This window comes from Paraburkholderia sp. SUR17 (assembly GCF_029536165.1).
GTDB lineage: Bacteria > Pseudomonadota > Gammaproteobacteria > Burkholderiales > Burkholderiaceae > Paraburkholderia > Paraburkholderia kururiensis.
On record NZ_CP120508.1, the window covers coordinates 3,582,459 to 3,599,322 of the forward strand.

Genomic DNA, 16,864 nt, shown 5'->3' on the forward strand with positions numbered 1-16,864 from the left:
CTCTCCAGTAGTCCGATTAGTTCCGGTCCAGGTCGATGTCGATACCCAGCGACCGGATTTCCTTCACCAGCACGTTGAACGACTCAGGCATACCGGCGTCGATCACGTGGTCGCCCTTCACCAGGTTCTCATAGACCTTGGTACGGCCGGTCACGTCGTCCGACTTCACCGTCAGCATTTCCTGCAGCACGTACGATGCGCCATACGCTTCGAGCGCCCACACTTCCATTTCACCGAAGCGCTGACCACCGAACTGCGCCTTACCGCCCAGCGGCTGCTGCGTCACGAGCGAGTACGGACCCGTGGAGCGCGCGTGCATCTTGTCGTCGACCAGGTGGTGCAGCTTCAGGTAGTGCATGTAGCCGACCGTCACCGTACGCTCGAATGCTTCGCCCGTGCGGCCGTCGTAGAGGCGGACCTGGTTCTTCGACTTCGTCATGCCCAGCTGCTCGGCGATCTCGTCCGGGAACGCCAGATCCAGCATCTTCGACATTTCCTCTTCGGTCGCACCGTCGAACACCGGCGTGGCGAACGGCACGCCTTCGCGCAGGTTCTTCGCGAGTTCGATGATCTCGTCGTCCGAGAAGCTGTCCAGCTCTTCCGCACGGCCCGACTCGTTGTAGATCTTCGTCAGGAACACACGCAGTTCTTCGACCTTCGTCTGACGCTGCAGCATTTCGCCGATACGCCAGCCCAGACCCTTCGCAGCCCAGCCCAGGTGCACTTCGAGCACCTGACCCACGTTCATCCGCGACGGCACGCCGAGCGGGTTCAGCACGACGTCGGCCGGACGGCCGTCGGCCATGTACGGCATGTCTTCGACCGGAACGATCTTCGACACCACGCCCTTGTTACCGTGACGGCCGGCCATCTTGTCGCCAGGCTGCAGACGGCGCTTCACCGCGAGGTACACCTTGACCATCTTCAGCACGCCCGGCGGCAGTTCGTCGCCTTGCGTGAGCTTCTTGCGCTTCTCTTCGAACGCGAGGTCGAACTGGTGACGCTTCTGTTCGATCGAGTCCTTGATGGCTTCGAGCTGCGCCGCTGCGTCTTCGTCCGCGAGGCGGATGTCGAACCAGTGGTAGTGGTCGAGGTCTTCCAGGTACGCCTGGTCGATCTTCGTGCCCTTGGCGAGCTTCTTCGGACCACCATTCGCAACCTTGCCCACGAGCATGCGTGCGAGACGCTGGAACGCGTCGCCTTCCACGATACGCAGCTGGTCGTTCAGGTCGAGGCGATAGCGCTTCAGCTCGTCGTCGATGATCTGCTGGGCGCGCTTGTCGCGCTGGATGCCTTCACGCGTGAACACCTGCACGTCGATCACCGTGCCGCTCATGCCCGACGGCACGCGCAGCGAGGTGTCCTTCACGTCCGATGCCTTCTCGCCGAAGATCGCGCGCAGCAGCTTTTCTTCCGGCGTGAGCTGCGTTTCGCCCTTCGGCGTCACCTTGCCCACCAGCACGTCGCCCGCTTCGACTTCCGCGCCGATGTACACGATGCCCGACTCGTCGAGACGGCTCAGCTGCACTTCCGCGAGATTCGAAATGTCGCGCGTGATTTCTTCCGGTCCGAGCTTCGTGTCGCGAGCAACAACGTTCAACTCTTCGATGTGGATCGACGTGTAACGGTCGTCGGCCACCACCTTTTCGGAGATCAGGATCGAGTCTTCGAAGTTGTAGCCGTTCCACGGCATGAACGCGACCAGCATGTTCTGGCCGAGCGCGAGCTCGCCCAGGTCCGTGGAGGCGCCGTCGGCCAGCACGTCGCCGCGCGAGACGATGTCGCCCACCTTCACGATGGGACGCTGGTTGATGTTCGTGTTCTGGTTCGAACGCGTGTACTTGATGAGGTTGTAGATGTCGACACCCACCTCACCGGCCACGGCTTCGTCGTCGTTCACGCGAATCACGATACGGCCCGCGTCGACGTAATCGACCACGCCACCGCGGAACGCCTGAACCGTCGTGCCCGAGTCGACCGCCACCGTGCGCTCGATGCCCGTACCCACCACGGCCTTCTCAGGACGCAGACACGGCACAGCCTGACGCTGCATGTTCGAACCCATCAACGCGCGGTTCGCGTCGTCGTGCTCGAGGAACGGAATCAGCGAAGCCGCCACCGACACGATCTGCGACGGCGCCACGTCCATGTACTGAATGCGGTCCGGCGTGACCATCAGCGTTTCGCCGGCTTCACGCGACGACACCAGTTCGTCGGTGAGCGTGCCGTCGTCGGCCACTGCCGCGTTCGCCTGCGCGATCACGTAACGGCCTTCTTCGATCGCCGACAGGTAATCGATCTGGTCCGTGACCTTACCGTCTTCGACCTTGCGGTACGGCGTTTCGAGGAAGCCGTACTCGTTCAGGTGCGCGTACAGCGCGAGCGAGTTGATCAGGCCGATGTTCGGACCTTCCGGCGTTTCGATCGGGCACACGCGGCCATAGTGGGTCGGGTGCACGTCACGCACTTCGAAGCCGGCACGCTCACGCGTCAGACCGCCCGGGCCCAGTGCGGAAACGCGACGCTTGTGCGTGATTTCCGACAGCGGGTTGGTCTGGTCCATGAACTGCGACAGCTGCGACGAACCGAAGAACTCGCGAATCGCCGACGAAATCGGCTTCGAGTTGATCAGGTCGTGCGGCATCAGGTTTTCGCTTTCGGCCTGACCCAGGCGTTCCTTCACCGCGCGCTCGACGCGCACGAGACCGGCACGGAACTGGTTCTCCGCCAGTTCGCCAACGCAACGCACGCGACGATTGCCGAGGTGGTCGATATCGTCCACTTCGCCCTTGCCGTTACGCAGCTCGACGAGGATCTTGATGGTCGCGAGGATGTCGTCGTCCTGCAGCGTCATCGGGCCCGTGATTTCATCGCGGCCCACGCGGCGGTTGAACTTCATACGGCCGACCTTCGAGAGGTCGTACGCGTCTTCGCTGTAGAAGAGACGGTTGAACAGTGCCTCGACCGCTTCTTCGGTGGGCGGCTCACCCGGACGCATCATGCGGTAGATCGCGATGCGTGCGGCCATGCGGTCGGCCGTTTCGTCAACCCGCAGCGTCGACGAGATGTACGGACCTTGATCCAGATCGTTCGTATAGAGCGTCTGGAAGTCCTTGATGCCCGCTTCGCGCAGTTTCTCGAGCACGCTTTCCGTGACTTCGTCGTTCGCGTTGGCGATCACTTCGCCCGTTTCGCTGTCGACGATGTTCTTGGCCAGCACGCGGCCGAGCAGATAGTCCTCGGGCACCGAGATGAACTTCGTCTTGGCGTTGTCGAGGTCGCGAATGTGCTTCGCGTTGATGCGCTTGTCCTTCTGGACGATCACGTTGCCATCACGGTCCGTGATGTCGAAACGCGCGACTTCACCCCGCAGACGCTCGGGCACGAACTCCATCTGCGCGCCTTCCGGCATCAGCGTGAAGTTGTCGAACACGAAGAAGTTCGCGAGGATCTGTTCCGGCGTGAGGCCAATGGCCTTCAGCAGGATCGTGACCGGCATCTTGCGGCGACGGTCCACGCGGAAGTACAGCACGTCCTTCGGATCGAATTCGAAGTCGAGCCACGAGCCGCGGTAAGGAATGATGCGCGCGGAGAACAGCAGCTTGCCGGAGCTGTGCGTCTTGCCCTTGTCGTGTTCGAAGAACACACCAGGCGAGCGGTGCAGCTGCGACACGATCACACGTTCCGTGCCGTTGATCACGAACGAGCCGGTCGGCGTCATGAGCGGAATTTCGCCCATGTACACTTCCTGCTCCTTCACTTCCTTGACGACCGGCTTGCTCGGAGACTCCTTGTCGAGCAATACCAGACGCACCTTCGCGCGCAGCGCGGAGCAATACGTCAGACCGCGCTGCTGGCATTCCTTGATGTTGAATGCGGGTGGCGAAAGCGCGTAGCTGACGAACTCGAGGCGAGCAAACCCGTTGTGCGAAACAATGGGGAACACGGACGAGAACGCCGCTTGCAGGCCTTCAGGCTTGCGCTGCGGCGTGGGCACATCTGCTTGCAGAAATGTGCTGAATGATTCAAGCTGGGTGGCCAGCAGGAAAGGAACCTGGTGAACGATGGGGCGCTTCGCGAAACTCTTGCGAATACGCTTCTTCTCGGTGAAGGAATATTGCATACGATCTCCGAATCACGGCGGGGTTGCCGGGGGCAGGATTGCCCGACAGGTACGACCCGAGTGTTCACCGACTGAGACCCGATGGCCGTCCGATGGCTTGAACGAGCCTTAGAAGCTTGGTGGTTGGCCGCTACCAACCGCTGGCTGACGGCAGCGGATGCCAGTGTTGCCCGCTGCCCGACCAAACTTGCCTTCTGCAGTCGCTTCAGAAGACAAAGAGAAGCGCCGTTCAATCGTGACCCGAAGGCCTGGAAAGGCGATTTTCTTTGGCTTCTGGGGCCCGAAGGTCCGCACCCGGCAGGTGCAAAAACACGGTCCCCACAAAGCACAAAAAGGCCGGCGGTGTGAAAACCGCCAGCCTTCGCACAGCGCGCCGGAACTTACTTGATTTCAGCCTTCGCGCCTGCGTCTTCCAGCTTCTTCTTCGCTTCGTCAGCAGCAGCCTTAGGCACCGCTTCCTTAACGGGCTTCGGTGCACCGTCGACGAGGTCCTTCGCTTCCTTCAGGCCCAGGCCCGTCAGTTCGCGAACAGCCTTAATCACGGCAACCTTGTTGCCACCGGTTTCGGTCAGCACCACCGTGAATTCGGTCTGCTCTTCAGCGGCTGCAGCTGCACCGCCGCCGCCGGCCGGGCCTGCCACTGCCACTGCAGCAGCCGACACGCCAAACTTCTCTTCGAACGCCTTGACCAGTTCGTTCAGTTCCAGAACCGACATCGCGCCAACGGCTTCGAGGATGTCTTCTTTTGCGATTGCCATTTGAAATACTCCTAGATTGAATTCGGATACAGCCAGCGATCCTGTCCGCAGATCTCGCCAGGCTGAAGTTCGTTACGCAGCTTCGCCCTGCTTCTTCTCCGCCAGCGCAGCCATAGCGCGCGCGAAGCCAGAAACCGGGGCCTGCATGACAAACAACAGCTTCGAGAGCAGTTCCTCGCGACTCGGGATGTTGGCAAGCGCTTGCACGCCAGCCTTGTCCATCACCTTGCCTTCGTAGGCGCCGGCCTTGATGATCAACTTGTCATTACCCTTGCTGAAGTCGTTGACGACCTTCGCAGCGGCAATGGCATCTTCCGAGATGCCGTAGATCAGGGGGCCAGTCATCTGCTCTGCCAGCGGAGCAAACGGGGTACCTTCAACTGCACGACGTGCCAACGTATTCTTCAGCACGCGCAGGTACACCTGCTGCTCGCGCGCTTTCGCGCGCAGCTTGGTCAGATCGCCAACCGCAATCCCACGATACTCAGCAAGAACCATCGTCTGGGCTTTCGCAACTTGCGCGGAAACCTCAGCTACGACGGCCTGCTTGTCTTCCTTGTTGAGTGGCACGGTTAGCCTCCAGATTCGATACACGCGGCACGAGCCTTGTGCATCGGGTTCAACAACGGCGTCCGACCAGTCCGGAGTATTTCAGCCGGTTCCCGCCCGCATTGCTGCGCACGACAACCTGCTTCAGCACTTCAAAACCTTTTCGGGTTCGCCATCTGCGTTGGTTTGCATTAAGGAGACGTCCAACTACTACGCTCCACCAACGGTCTTTGACAACCGGCCGCGTGATGCACCCTGCCATCCCGCGACCGCCCAAAGCCCTTAAACGCTCCGCCCTGTCCGGCAGCGAAGCGACAAAACGATTACTGCGCGGCGAGCGTTGCCTGATCGACGCGCACGCCCACACCCATCGTGCTCGACACGGCGATCTTGCGCAGGTACACGCCCTTGCTCGTTGCCGGCTTCGCCTTGTTCAGCGCGTCGACGAGTGCGTCGAGGTTGCTGCGCAGCGCTGCGGGTTCGAACGAGGCACGACCGATGGTCGCGTGGATGATGCCGGCCTTGTCGACGCGAAATTGCACCTGACCGGCCTTCGCGTTCTTGACTGCGGTAGCCACGTCCGGCGTCACGGTGCCAACCTTGGGGTTCGGCATCAGGCCGCGCGGGCCGAGAATCTGACCCAGCGTACCGACCACACGCATCGTGTCCGGCGAGGCGATCACGACGTCGAAGTTCAGATTGCCTGCCTTGATCTGCTCGGCGAGATCTTCCATCCCGACGATTTCCGCACCTGCGGCCCGAGCCTGCTCGGCCTTGTCGCCTTGCGCGAACACGGCCACGCGAACCGACTTGCCGGTACCAGCGGGCAGCACGACGGAGCCACGAACAACCTGGTCTGACTTCTTCGCATCGATGCCGAGTTGCACGGCCACGTCGATCGATTCGTCGAACTTCGCCGTTGCGCATTCCTTCACGAGCGCGAGCGCGTCGTTGATCGGATACAGCTTCTGACGGTCGACCTTGTTCGCGTATGCCTGCAGACGCTTAGAAAGCTTGGCCATTTACACGCCCTCCACGGTGATGCCCATCGAGCGGGCGCTGCCAGCGATCGTGCGAACCGCTGCGTCCATATCAGCTGCCGTAAGATCCGGCATCTTCGTCTTGGCGATCTCTTCGGCCTGAGCACGCGTGATCGAACCGACCTTGTCGGTGTGCGGCTTGCTCGAACCCTTGTCAATCTTCGCGGCCTTCTTGATCAGAACCGTTGCCGGCGGCGTCTTCAGAACAAACGTGAAGCTCTTGTCGGCGAAAGCGGTGATGACCACCGGAACGGGCAGGCCCGGTTCCATGGCTTGAGTCTGCGCGTTGAACGCCTTGCAGAACTCCATGATGTTCAGACCGCGCTGACCCAGCGCCGGACCGACGGGGGGCGACGGATTGGCTTTACCCGCAGGAATCTGCAGCTTGATAAAGCCGATAATTTTCTTTGCCATTTGAAAACCTCAGTGGAACGCGTGAGCGTTCGGTGAGTAGTAACGCGCGTTCGCCGATGAACTGACTACTGACGCTCCTCAACGGCCATTGCGCGGACCGTAAGCGCGAAAGGCGGATCGCGCCTTACCGGCGCGATCCGCGAAATCTGGCTCAAAGCTTCTCGACTTGGCCGAACTCGAGTTCAACCGGCGTTGCGCGACCAAAAATAGTGACAGAAACGCGGACGCGCGACTTTTCGTAATTGACTTCTTCGACGCTACCGTTGAAGTCCGTAAACGGACCATCCTTCACCCGGACCATCTCGCCAACTTCGAACAGGGTCTTCGGACGCGGCTTCTCCACGCCTTCCTGCATCTGCGACATGATCTTTTCGACTTCGCGCGGCGAGATCGGACTGGGTCGGTTACGCGCACCGCCCACAAATCCCGTCACCTTGGCAGTGTTCTTCACGAGATGCCACGTCTCGTCGGTCATTTCCATCTCGACGAGCACGTAGCCCGGGAAGAAACGACGCTCGGTCACAGACTTGTGACCGCCCTTCACTTCAACCACTTCTTCGGTCGGAACGAGAATCTGACCGAACTTGTCTTGCATGCCGGCGCGCTCAATGCGCTCCTGAAGCGCACGTTGCACGCTCTTCTCCATGCCGGAGTAGGCGTGCACGACGTACCAACGTTTTCCGCTCGGGGATGCCGGAGTATCGCTCATATCATTTCCAACCCAGAATCACCGAGAAAATCACCCATTCGATGGACTTATCGCTGATCCAGAGGAGCACGGCCATGACCAGCACGAAGCCGAAAACCACCAGCGTGGTCTGCGTGGCTTCCTTGCGGGTAGGCCAGACAACCTTGCGAACTTCCCGGTACGAGTCCTTGGCGAACGCGATAAAGCCCTTACCGGGCGCCGAGAGCAAACCGACCACCACACCCGCGACCACGCCAACGGCCAGTGCTGCACCGCGGACGTACCATTCCTGGCTACCGAGCCAGAAAAAGCCTACGAACCCGGCCACCACCAACAATACGCCCGCGACGAGCAGAAGCTTGTCACCGGAAGTATTTACAGTTTCGACGGAGGAAGGATTCGCCATAACACCTTAACGAACATCGCGACGAGCGCGAGAATTTGGCAGGGGCAGAGGGAATCGAACCCCCAACCTTCGGTTTTGGAGACCGACGCTCTGCCAGTTGAGCTATACCCCTAAACCATTTGGGGTTGACGATGTCGCCAACCCCGAAACAACCGATCAACGAGAACTAGCTGGCTTACTCGATGATCTTGGCGACGACACCGGCGCCGACGGTACGGCCACCTTCACGGATGGCGAAGCGCAGGCCTTCTTCCATCGCGATCGGTGCAATCAGCTTCACCGTGATCGACACGTTGTCGCCCGGCATCACCATTTCCTTGTCCTTCGGCAGCTCGATCGAGCCCGTCACGTCCGTCGTACGGAAGTAGAACTGCGGACGGTAGTTGTTGAAGAACGGCGTGTGACGGCCGCCTTCGTCCTTGCTCAGCACGTACACCTCAGCCGTGAAGTGCGTGTGCGGCGTGATCGAACCCGGCTTGGCCAGCACCTGGCCACGCTCCACTTCCTCACGCTTCGTGCCGCGCAGCAGGATACCGACGTTGTCGCCCGCCTGGCCCTGGTCCAGCAGCTTGCGGAACATTTCCACGCCCGTGCAGGTCGTCTTCACCGTCGGCTTGATACCGACAATCTCGATTTCCTCGCCAACCTTGACCACGCCACGCTCGACACGGCCCGTCACCACCGTACCGCGGCCCGAGATCGAGAACACGTCTTCCACCGGCATCAGGAACGCACCATCCACCGCGCGCTCCGGCGTCGGGATGTACGTGTCCAGCGCGTCGGCCAGGTTCATGATCGCCACTTCACCCAGCTCGCCCTTGTCGCCTTCCAGCGCCAGCTTGGCCGAACCCTTGATGATCGGCGTGTCGTCGCCCGGGAAGTCGTACTTCGACAGCAGCTCGCGCACTTCCATTTCCACCAGCTCGAGCAGCTCGGCGTCGTCCACCATGTCGCACTTGTTCAGGAACACGATGATGTACGGCACGCCCACCTGGCGCGCCAGCAGGATGTGCTCGCGCGTCTGCGGCATCGGACCGTCCGCGGCCGAGCACACCAGGATCGCGCCGTCCATCTGCGCTGCACCCGTGATCATGTTCTTCACGTAGTCCGCGTGACCCGGGCAGTCAACGTGGGCGTAGTGGCGGTTGGCCGTTTCGTACTCGATGTGCGCCGTGTTGATCGTGATGCCGCGGGCCTTTTCTTCCGGCGCCGCGTCGATCTCGTCGTACTTCTTCGCCTCACCGCCGAACTTCGCCGACAGAACCGTCGCAATCGCCGCCGTCAGCGTGGTCTTGCCGTGGTCAACGTGACCGATCGTGCCCACGTTCACGTGCGGCTTGGTCCGCTCAAATTTACCCTTAGCCATTTTCGACTCCTAAGAGGATTTTTCCGTACGTTGCGCTGGGCGCAAACTATCACTGACACTCGCTGGTGCCCATGGGCAGGATCGAACTGCCGACCTCTCCCTTACCAAGGGAGTGCTCTACCACTGAGCCACATGGGCGATACTTTTTGTGCGCTGGAGCGGGTGAAGGGAATCGAACCCTCGTCGTAAGCTTGGAAGGCTTCTGCTCTACCATTGAGCTACACCCGCAAGGGCCTTCGATTTCCTGCCGCGACCTCAGCTTAGCAATTCTGGTGGAGGAGGTTGGATTCGAACCAACGTAGGCGTAAGCCAACAGATTTACAGTCTGCCCCCTTTAGCCACTCGGGCACCCCTCCGCAGAGAACTGATGATTATGGGGGAGTAACCGATTGATGTCAAGCATCAACTACGGGAATCCCCCAAGGCGTTCTCACTTATAAGCACGCGCCCAAAGCAGAAGACCCCGCCATATGTTTGGCGGGGTCTTTGCTGGGTAAGGAGCCTGACGATTACCTACTTTCACACGGGCAATCCGCACTATCATCGGCGTGGAGTCGTTTCACGGTCCTGTTCGGGATGGGAAGGGGTGGGACCGACTCGCTATGGTCATCAGGCATGACGGGTTGCTGCGTCGCGTGGGCGGGGCCGGTATGAGGCCCGGCTGCGGCGCAGCCAATCGGGAAGCAGCGTATGTAACTGTGGGGTTGTGACTGGGCACAACGCGCAACTGTAGCGGTGTGCTGAAACACACCGGTTATAGGATCAAGCCTTACGGGCAATTAGTACCGGTTAGCTTAACGCATTACTGCGCTTCCACACCCGGCCTATCAACGTCCTGGTCTTGAACGACCCTTCAAGGGGCTCGAAGCCCCGGGGAAGTCTCATCTTGAGGCGAGTTTCCCGCTTAGATGCTTTCAGCGGTTATCTCTTCCGAACATAGCTACCCGGCGATGCCACTGGCGTGACAACCGGTACACCAGAGGTTCGTCCACTCCGGTCCTCTCGTACTAGGAGCAGGCCCCCTCAAACTTCCAGCGCCCACGGCAGATAGGGACCAAACTGTCTCACGACGTTTTAAACCCAGCTCACGTACCTCTTTAAATGGCGAACAGCCATACCCTTGGGACCGGCTACAGCCCCAGGATGAGATGAGCCGACATCGAGGTGCCAAACACCGCCGTCGATATGAACTCTTGGGCGGTATCAGCCTGTTATCCCCAGAGTACCTTTTATCCGTTGAGCGATGGCCCTTCCATACAGAACCACCGGATCACTATGACCTGCTTTCGCACCTGCTCGACTTGTCGGTCTCGCAGTCAAGCACGCTTATGCCATTGCACTATCAGCACGATTTCCGACCGTACCTAGCGTACCTTCGTACTCCTCCGTTACGCTTTGGGAGGAGACCGCCCCAGTCAAACTGCCTGCCATGCACTGTCCCCGATCCGGATTCACGGACCTGGGTTAGAACCTCAAACAAGCCAGGGTGGTATTTCAAGGTTGGCTCCACGCAGACTGGCGTCCACGCTTCACAGCCTCCCACCTATCCTACACAGACCGGTTCAAAGTCCAATGCAAAGCTGCAGTAAAGGTTCATGGGGTCTTTCCGTCTAGCCGCGGGTAGATTGCATCATCACAAACACTTCAACTTCGCTGAGTCTCGGGAGGAGACAGTGTGGCCATCGTTACGCCATTCGTGCAGGTCGGAACTTACCCGACAAGGAATTTCGCTACCTTAGGACCGTTATAGTTACGGCCGCCGTTTACCGGGACTTCAATCAAGAGCTTGCACCCCATCATTTAATCTTCCGGCACCGGGCAGGCGTCACACCCTATACGTCCACTTTCGTGTTTGCAGAGTGCTGTGTTTTTATTAAACAGTCGCAGCCACCAGTTTATTGCAACCCCTTCACCCTTCCGGCGCAGGCCGGTCAAGCTACCAGGGCGTACCTTATCCCGAAGTTACGGTACCAGTTTGCCGAGTTCCTTCTCCCGAGTTCTCTCAAGCGCCTTAGAATACTCATCTCGCCCACCTGTGTCGGTTTGCGGTACGGTCAACGTGAAACTGAAGCTTAGAGGCTTTTCCTGGAACCCCTTCCAGTTGCTTCGCAGCCGAGGCCGCTCGCGCCACACCCTTGAATTGCGTGCCCGGATTTGCCAGGGCACCTTCTCCAATGCAGCGACCGGGACTTCCAACACCCGGACAACCTTCCGCGATCCGTCCCCCCATCGCATTTCACGCCGGTGCAGGAATCTTGACCTGCTTCCCATCAGCTACGCATTTCTGCCTCGCCTTAGGGGCCGACTCACCCTACGCCGATGAACGTTGCGTAGGAAACCTTGGGCTTACGGCGAGGGGGCCTTTCACCCCCTTTATCGCTACTCATGTCAGCATTCGCACTTCCGATACCTCCAGCACACCTTCCGGTGCACCTTCGCAGGCTTACGGAACGCTCTCCTACCATGCGAGCAAGCTCGCATCCGCAGCTTCGGTACATGGCTTAGCCCCGTTACATCTTCCGCGCAGGACGACTCGATCAGTGAGCTATTACGCTTTCTTTAAAGGGTGGCTGCTTCTAAGCCAACCTCCTGACTGTTTTAGCCTTCCCACTTCGTTTCCCACTTAGCCATGTTTGGGGACCTTAGCTGGCGGTCTGGGTTGTTTCCCTCTTGACACCGGACGTTAGCACCCGATGTCTGTCTCCCGTGATTGCACTCTTCGGTATTCGGAGTTTGCTATGGCGAGGTAATCCGCAATGGACCCCTCAACCATGACAGTGCTCTACCCCCGAAGGTGATACACGAGGCACTACCTAAATAGTTTTCGGAGAGAACCAGCTATTTCCAGGTTTGTTTAGCCTTTCACCCCTATCCACAGCTCATCCCCTGACTTTTCAACGTCAGTGGGTTCGGCCCTCCAGTACGTGTTACCGCACCTTCAGCCTGGCCATGGATAGATCACCTGGTTTCGGGTCTACACCCAGCGACTGGACGCCCTGTTCGGACTCGCTTTCGCTACGCCTGCCCTATACGGTTAAGCTCGCCACTGAATGTAAGTCGCTGACCCATTATACAAAAGGTACGCCGTCACCCCTTTCGAGGCTCCGACTGTTTGTATGCATGCGGTTTCAGGATCTGTTTCACTCCCCTCCCGGGGTTCTTTTCGCCTTTCCCTCACGGTACTGGTTCACTATCGGTCGATCACGAGTATTTAGCCTTGGAGGATGGTCCCCCCATCTTCAGACAGGATTTCACGTGTCCCGCCCTACTTGTCGTACACCCAGTTCTTCCAACCTGTTTTCGCCTACGGGGCTATCACCCGCTATGGCCGCACTTTCCAGAGCGTTTGGCTAACAGTTCAGATAAAGAGTACAGGCTGCTCCCATTTCGCTCGCCACTACTCTGGGAATCTCGGTTGATTTCTTTTCCTGCGGCTACTTAGATGTTTCAGTTCGCCGCGTTCGCTTCACATGGCCTATGTATTCAGCCACGGATACTCCAGAAGGAGTGGGTTTCCCCATTCGGACATCTCCGGATCAAAGCTTGTTTGCCAGCTCCCCGGAGCTTTTCGCAGGCTACCGCGTCCTTCATCGCCTGTGATCGCCAAGGCATCCACCACATGCACTTGTTCGCTTGACCCTATAACGGGTGTGTCTCTTCCCACACAGGGAACAGACCTCGACCGCTACAGGTTGAGTTTTAGCGTTGTGCCGTATTCCAATGCCATCCTTCGATGGCCCTGAGATACTTTCGATACAATCACAACCCTGACTGACCTACTCACGCCCATCTCACAAGGCGCTTTCGCATCAGTCAAATTACTGCTGCTTCCTGATTGTTAAAGAACGACAGCGGCATCAACCTCATGCCGTCTGGCTGGCAGTCGCCAGGGCGCAGTACCCGTGTCTCACCGACACTGCGCGCTGGGGACTGGTGGAGGCAGACGGGATCGAACCGACGACCCCCTGCTTGCAAAGCAGGTGCTCTCCCAGCTGAGCTATGCCCCCTCACCGACTCCTGCAGGGGACTGCCCGTCACAGACAAAGTTGGTGGGTCTGGTTGGATTCGAACCAACGACCCCCGCCTTATCAAGACGGTGCTCTAACCGACTGAGCTACAGACCCCTGAGTCTGTCATTCATACAGCCGACAAGTGTGAGCGCTCTGACTTTGGACGCGCTGCTCTGGAAAGGAGGTGATCCAGCCGCACCTTCCGATACGGCTACCTTGTTACGACTTCACCCCAGTCATGAATCCTGCCGTGGTGACCGTCCTCCTTGCGGTTAGACTAGCCACTTCTGGCAAAACCCACTCCCATGGTGTGACGGGCGGTGTGTACAAGACCCGGGAACGTATTCACCGCGGCATGCTGATCCGCGATTACTAGCGATTCCAGCTTCATGCAGTCGAGTTGCAGACTGCAATCCGGACTACGATCGGTTTTCTGGGATTGGCTCCACCTCGCGGCTTCGCAACCCTCTGTTCCGACCATTGTATGACGTGTGAAGCCCTACCCATAAGGGCCATGAGGACTTGACGTCATCCCCACCTTCCTCCGGTTTGTCACCGGCAGTCTCCCCGGAGTGCTCTTGCGTAGCAACTGGGGACAAGGGTTGCGCTCGTTGCGGGACTTAACCCAACATCTCACGACACGAGCTGACGACAGCCATGCAGCACCTGTGTTACGGCTCCCTTTCGGGCACCCCCGGCTCTCACCAGGGTTCCGTACATGTCAAGGGTAGGTAAGGTTTTTCGCGTTGCATCGAATTAATCCACATCATCCACCGCTTGTGCGGGTCCCCGTCAATTCCTTTGAGTTTTAATCTTGCGACCGTACTCCCCAGGCGGTCAACTTCACGCGTTAGCTACGTTACTAAGGAAATGAATCCCCAACAACCAGTTGACATCGTTTAGGGCGTGGACTACCAGGGTATCTAATCCTGTTTGCTCCCCACGCTTTCGTGCATGAGCGTCAGTATTGGCCCAGGGGGCTGCCTTCGCCATCGGTGTTCCTCCACATCTCTACGCATTTCACTGCTACACGTGGAATTCCACCCCCCTCTGCCATACTCCAGCGCTGCAGTCACCAATGCAGTTCCCAGGTTAAGCCCGGGGATTTCACATCGGTCTTACAGCACCGCCTGCGCACGCTTTACGCCCAGTAATTCCGATTAACGCTCGCACCCTACGTATTACCGCGGCTGCTGGCACGTAGTTAGCCGGTGCTTATTCTTCCGGTACCGTCATCCACCAGGGGTATTGGCCCCGATGATTTCTTTCCGGACAAAAGTGCTTTACAACCCGAAGGCCTTCTTCACACACGCGGCATTGCTGGATCAGGGTTGCCCCCATTGTCCAAAATTCCCCACTGCTGCCTCCCGTAGGAGTCTGGGCCGTGTCTCAGTCCCAGTGTGGCTGGTCGTCCTCTCAGACCAGCTACGGATCGTCGGCTTGGTAGGCCTTTACCCCACCAACTACCTAATCCGCCATCGGCCGCCCCTTGAGCGCGAGGCCCGAAGGGCCCCCGCTTTCCTCCTCAGAGCGTATGCGGTATTAATCCGGCTTTCGCCGGGCTATCCCCCACTCCAGGATACGTTCCGATGTATTACTCACCCGTTCGCCACTCGCCGCCAGGCCGAAGCCCGCGCTGCCGTCCGACTTGCATGTGTAAGGCATGCCGCCAGCGTTCAATCTGAGCCAGGATCAAACTCTTCAGTTCAAACCTGTTACTGTCTCTGTCCGTCTCCGGACAGGTCGCTCAACTCGGTACTGACAGGTCGTGAATTGCTTCACTTCCTATTCCTTACCGTGTGAGACTCTTGATACCTTTGCTTGCCCGGCAACATAACGTCACCGGGGCACGCCGCCATCAAGCGCCCACACTTATCGGCTGTAAGTTTTTAAAGATCGTTCGCACCGCCACCAGAGTCACTTCCCTCCAGCACCGCCTGCGTCGCTGCATCAGCAGCAGAGAAACGAGATTATGAAGACTCTTTGCCGCTTCGTCAACAGATAATTTCGCATCCGCTTAAAAATCTGCCGGCTTCGCGCCCCGCTGGTTTCTGCAGCGGCCCTGTGTTTGCAACGGGGAGGCGAATAGTAGGCCAACACCGCCCACATGACAAGGGGATGACGGAGATTTTTTTCCTACCCGCCTCCGCCGCGCTCAGTTCCCCGCCGCCGCGGCCACGACAGCATGCGGCACCGCCTGTGCCATAGCCGCATAGCCTCGGTCGCCCGGATGGACGTGATCGCCGCTGTCGTACGCGGCCCGAAGCCGATCCGGCTGCGCGGGATCGCGGAGGGCGCCATCGAAATCCACTACGCCGTCGAAAGCGCCGCCGGTCCGGATCCAGTTGTTCACGGCAAGCCGGATCGCCTCCCTCTGCGGCGGCAATGAGGCCGGCGTCAGCGTCGCACCATAAATCCGCACGCCGCGGCGGCGAGCCTCGGCGATCAGGCGCTTGTAGCCGTCGATCAGCGCTTGCGCCGTAACCTGGGTATGCGGGAAGTCACAATCGAGCCCAGCGTGCGGCGGCATCGCGGCGAAATTGATGTCGTTAATGCCGATCAGCAGAACGACCGCCCTCACACCCGGCTGCGCGAGCGCGTCCCGCTCGAAACGTTTCTCGAGCGCTTCGCCGTAGCAGGGCGAGTCACTGAGCAAGCGGTTGCCGCTGATCCCCAGATTCACCACGCCGATCGACTGCTCCCGCTCGCCGGCGAGCCGCCGCGCCAGTTCATCCGGCCAGCGTTGATTGCGATTGATGGTCGAGCGCATACCATCTGTGATCGAGTCGCCGATCGCAACGATCGTCGTCGCGCCCGGCGCTTCCACCGAGAGCCCGCTCACCCACGCATACTGGGTGAACCGCTGGCGCCAGCCTGCGCCCGAAGCATCCGCGACGTGGTCCCCGGGCGACGAGACGTAATTGATCTGGCTGGCCACCCGGTGCCACGCGACCATCGTCTGCTCTTGCCCCATATAGGAGCTGATCGCGTAAGGCGTTCCCGCTGCGATCTCGATCGACACAGGGTCGCTTTCAACATCCGTCCCCGCGGGCACCGACACGCCCTGCTTGCCGCCGAACGTGATCGAAACGTCTCGCGCAGGGTCGATGCTCGCTCCGCCCATCGACCGCGCAATGCGCAGACCACGAATCACGAGCGCCGTCCGTCCATACTCATTGCTGACGCGAATCCGGACGACGTGCCCACTCACGGTTGGATAGACGATCTGCCGAACCGTACGCCCCGCCACCTCGGGCGCCCGATAGAGCGGCGGCAGCTCGGCCCGCTGGGGGATAGGCTGGAGCGCCGTCGCCCAGGCGGCGACCCAGTGCGCCTCGGTATCGGCAGGAGCGGCGGGAGTGGCAGCAAGCGCCGGCGACGCGAGCGGCAACAGCAGTCCGAGCACACCAGCCAGAGTAAGAATTTTCATGCTGAAGCGATGTGGGGAATCTGGAAGAAGGAAGGCGGCCATTGTGCCTGATCGACGGGCGGGACGAAGCGAGACAAGAC

Annotated in this window: 9 protein-coding genes, 6 tRNA genes and 3 rRNA genes; all 18 read right to left on the reverse strand. The window is 59.6% G+C overall.

The window, feature by feature from the left end; translation table 11 throughout:
* Positions 1-16: 16 nt before the first annotated feature.
* Positions 17-4,123 carry a DNA-directed RNA polymerase subunit beta gene (rpoB, locus tag P2869_RS16020; RefSeq protein WP_017777147.1) on the reverse strand — a complete coding sequence of 1,369 codons (4,107 nt, stop codon included), beginning with the start codon at positions 4,121-4,123 and terminating at the stop codon, positions 17-19.
* A 380-nt stretch (positions 4,124-4,503) separates the two neighbouring features.
* A complete protein-coding gene (gene rplL, locus P2869_RS16025) occupies positions 4,504-4,881 on the reverse strand; it encodes a 50S ribosomal protein L7/L12 (RefSeq protein ID WP_017777146.1) in 378 nt (125 codons plus the stop codon).
* A gap of 72 nt (positions 4,882-4,953) precedes the next feature.
* The gene (rplJ, locus tag P2869_RS16030) at positions 4,954-5,451 is read right to left on the reverse strand and encodes a 50S ribosomal protein L10 (protein ID WP_017777145.1); all 498 of its coding nucleotides are present in this window, start codon (positions 5,449-5,451) and stop codon (positions 4,954-4,956) included.
* Positions 5,452-5,753: 302 nt separating this feature from the next.
* Positions 5,754-6,452 (reverse strand): 50S ribosomal protein L1, encoded by a 699-nt coding sequence (gene rplA, locus P2869_RS16035; protein ID WP_017777144.1) that lies wholly within the window; start codon positions 6,450-6,452, stop codon positions 5,754-5,756.
* Positions 6,453-6,884, reverse strand: coding sequence for a 50S ribosomal protein L11 (gene rplK / locus P2869_RS16040; RefSeq protein ID WP_017777143.1), 432 nt, complete (start codon positions 6,882-6,884; stop codon positions 6,453-6,455).
* A gap of 151 nt (positions 6,885-7,035) precedes the next feature.
* Complete coding sequence (gene nusG / locus P2869_RS16045; protein ID WP_026121916.1) at positions 7,036-7,593, reverse strand: transcription termination/antitermination protein NusG; 558 nt, start codon at positions 7,591-7,593, stop codon at positions 7,036-7,038.
* Position 7,594: 1 nt separating this feature from the next.
* Positions 7,595-7,978: a preprotein translocase subunit SecE gene (gene secE / locus P2869_RS16050; protein ID WP_017777141.1), complete on the reverse strand. Its 384-nt coding sequence runs from the start codon at positions 7,976-7,978 to the stop codon at positions 7,595-7,597.
* A gap of 36 nt (positions 7,979-8,014) precedes the next feature.
* Positions 8,015-8,090 (reverse strand) — tRNA-Trp (locus P2869_RS16055).
* A 63-nt stretch (positions 8,091-8,153) separates the two neighbouring features.
* A complete protein-coding gene (gene tuf, locus P2869_RS16060; RefSeq protein WP_017777140.1) occupies positions 8,154-9,344 on the reverse strand; it encodes an elongation factor Tu in 1,191 nt (396 codons plus the stop codon).
* Between the two features lie 63 nt (positions 9,345-9,407).
* Positions 9,408-9,482: transfer RNA gene (locus tag P2869_RS16065), tRNA-Thr, on the reverse strand.
* Between the two features lie 16 nt (positions 9,483-9,498).
* A tRNA-Gly gene (locus tag P2869_RS16070) sits at positions 9,499-9,572 on the reverse strand.
* A gap of 42 nt (positions 9,573-9,614) precedes the next feature.
* Positions 9,615-9,700: transfer RNA gene (locus tag P2869_RS16075), tRNA-Tyr, on the reverse strand.
* Positions 9,701-9,844: 144 nt separating this feature from the next.
* Positions 9,845-9,958, reverse strand: a 5S ribosomal RNA gene (gene rrf / locus P2869_RS16080).
* 144 nt (positions 9,959-10,102) lie between these two features.
* A 23S ribosomal RNA gene (locus P2869_RS16085) occupies positions 10,103-12,983 on the reverse strand.
* A 292-nt stretch (positions 12,984-13,275) separates the two neighbouring features.
* Positions 13,276-13,351 (reverse strand) — tRNA-Ala (locus P2869_RS16090).
* Between the two features lie 40 nt (positions 13,352-13,391).
* Positions 13,392-13,468: transfer RNA gene (locus P2869_RS16095), tRNA-Ile, on the reverse strand.
* A gap of 63 nt (positions 13,469-13,531) precedes the next feature.
* Positions 13,532-15,062, reverse strand: a 16S ribosomal RNA gene (locus P2869_RS16100).
* Together the 16S, 23S and 5S rRNA genes with 5 tRNA genes alongside form the textbook arrangement of a ribosomal RNA operon.
* Before the next feature lie 447 nt (positions 15,063-15,509).
* Entirely contained in the window at positions 15,510-16,784 is a 1,275-nt protein-coding gene (locus P2869_RS16105; protein ID WP_277596962.1) for an SGNH/GDSL hydrolase family protein, read from the reverse strand.
* Between the last annotated feature and the right edge of the window lie 80 nt (positions 16,785-16,864).

Bases quoted from the DNA above. Each gene is read 5' to 3' on its own strand.
- rpoB (WP_017777147.1), bottom strand. From the start codon at position 4,123: ATGCAATATTCCTTCACCGAGAAGAAGCGTATTCGCAAGAGTTTCGCG.
- rplK (WP_017777143.1), bottom strand. From the start codon at position 6,884: ATGGCAAAGAAAATTATCGGCTTTATCAAGCTGCAGATTCCTGCGGGT.
- rplL (WP_017777146.1), bottom strand. From the start codon at position 4,881: ATGGCAATCGCAAAAGAAGACATCCTCGAAGCCGTTGGCGCGATGTCG.
- secE (WP_017777141.1), bottom strand. From the start codon at position 7,978: ATGGCGAATCCTTCCTCCGTCGAAACTGTAAATACTTCCGGTGACAAG.
- rplA (WP_017777144.1), bottom strand. From the start codon at position 6,452: ATGGCCAAGCTTTCTAAGCGTCTGCAGGCATACGCGAACAAGGTCGAC.
- tuf (WP_017777140.1), bottom strand. From the start codon at position 9,344: ATGGCTAAGGGTAAATTTGAGCGGACCAAGCCGCACGTGAACGTGGGC.
- P2869_RS16105 (WP_277596962.1), bottom strand. From the start codon at position 16,784: ATGAAAATTCTTACTCTGGCTGGTGTGCTCGGACTGCTGTTGCCGCTC.
- nusG (WP_026121916.1), bottom strand. From the start codon at position 7,593: ATGAGCGATACTCCGGCATCCCCGAGCGGAAAACGTTGGTACGTCGTG.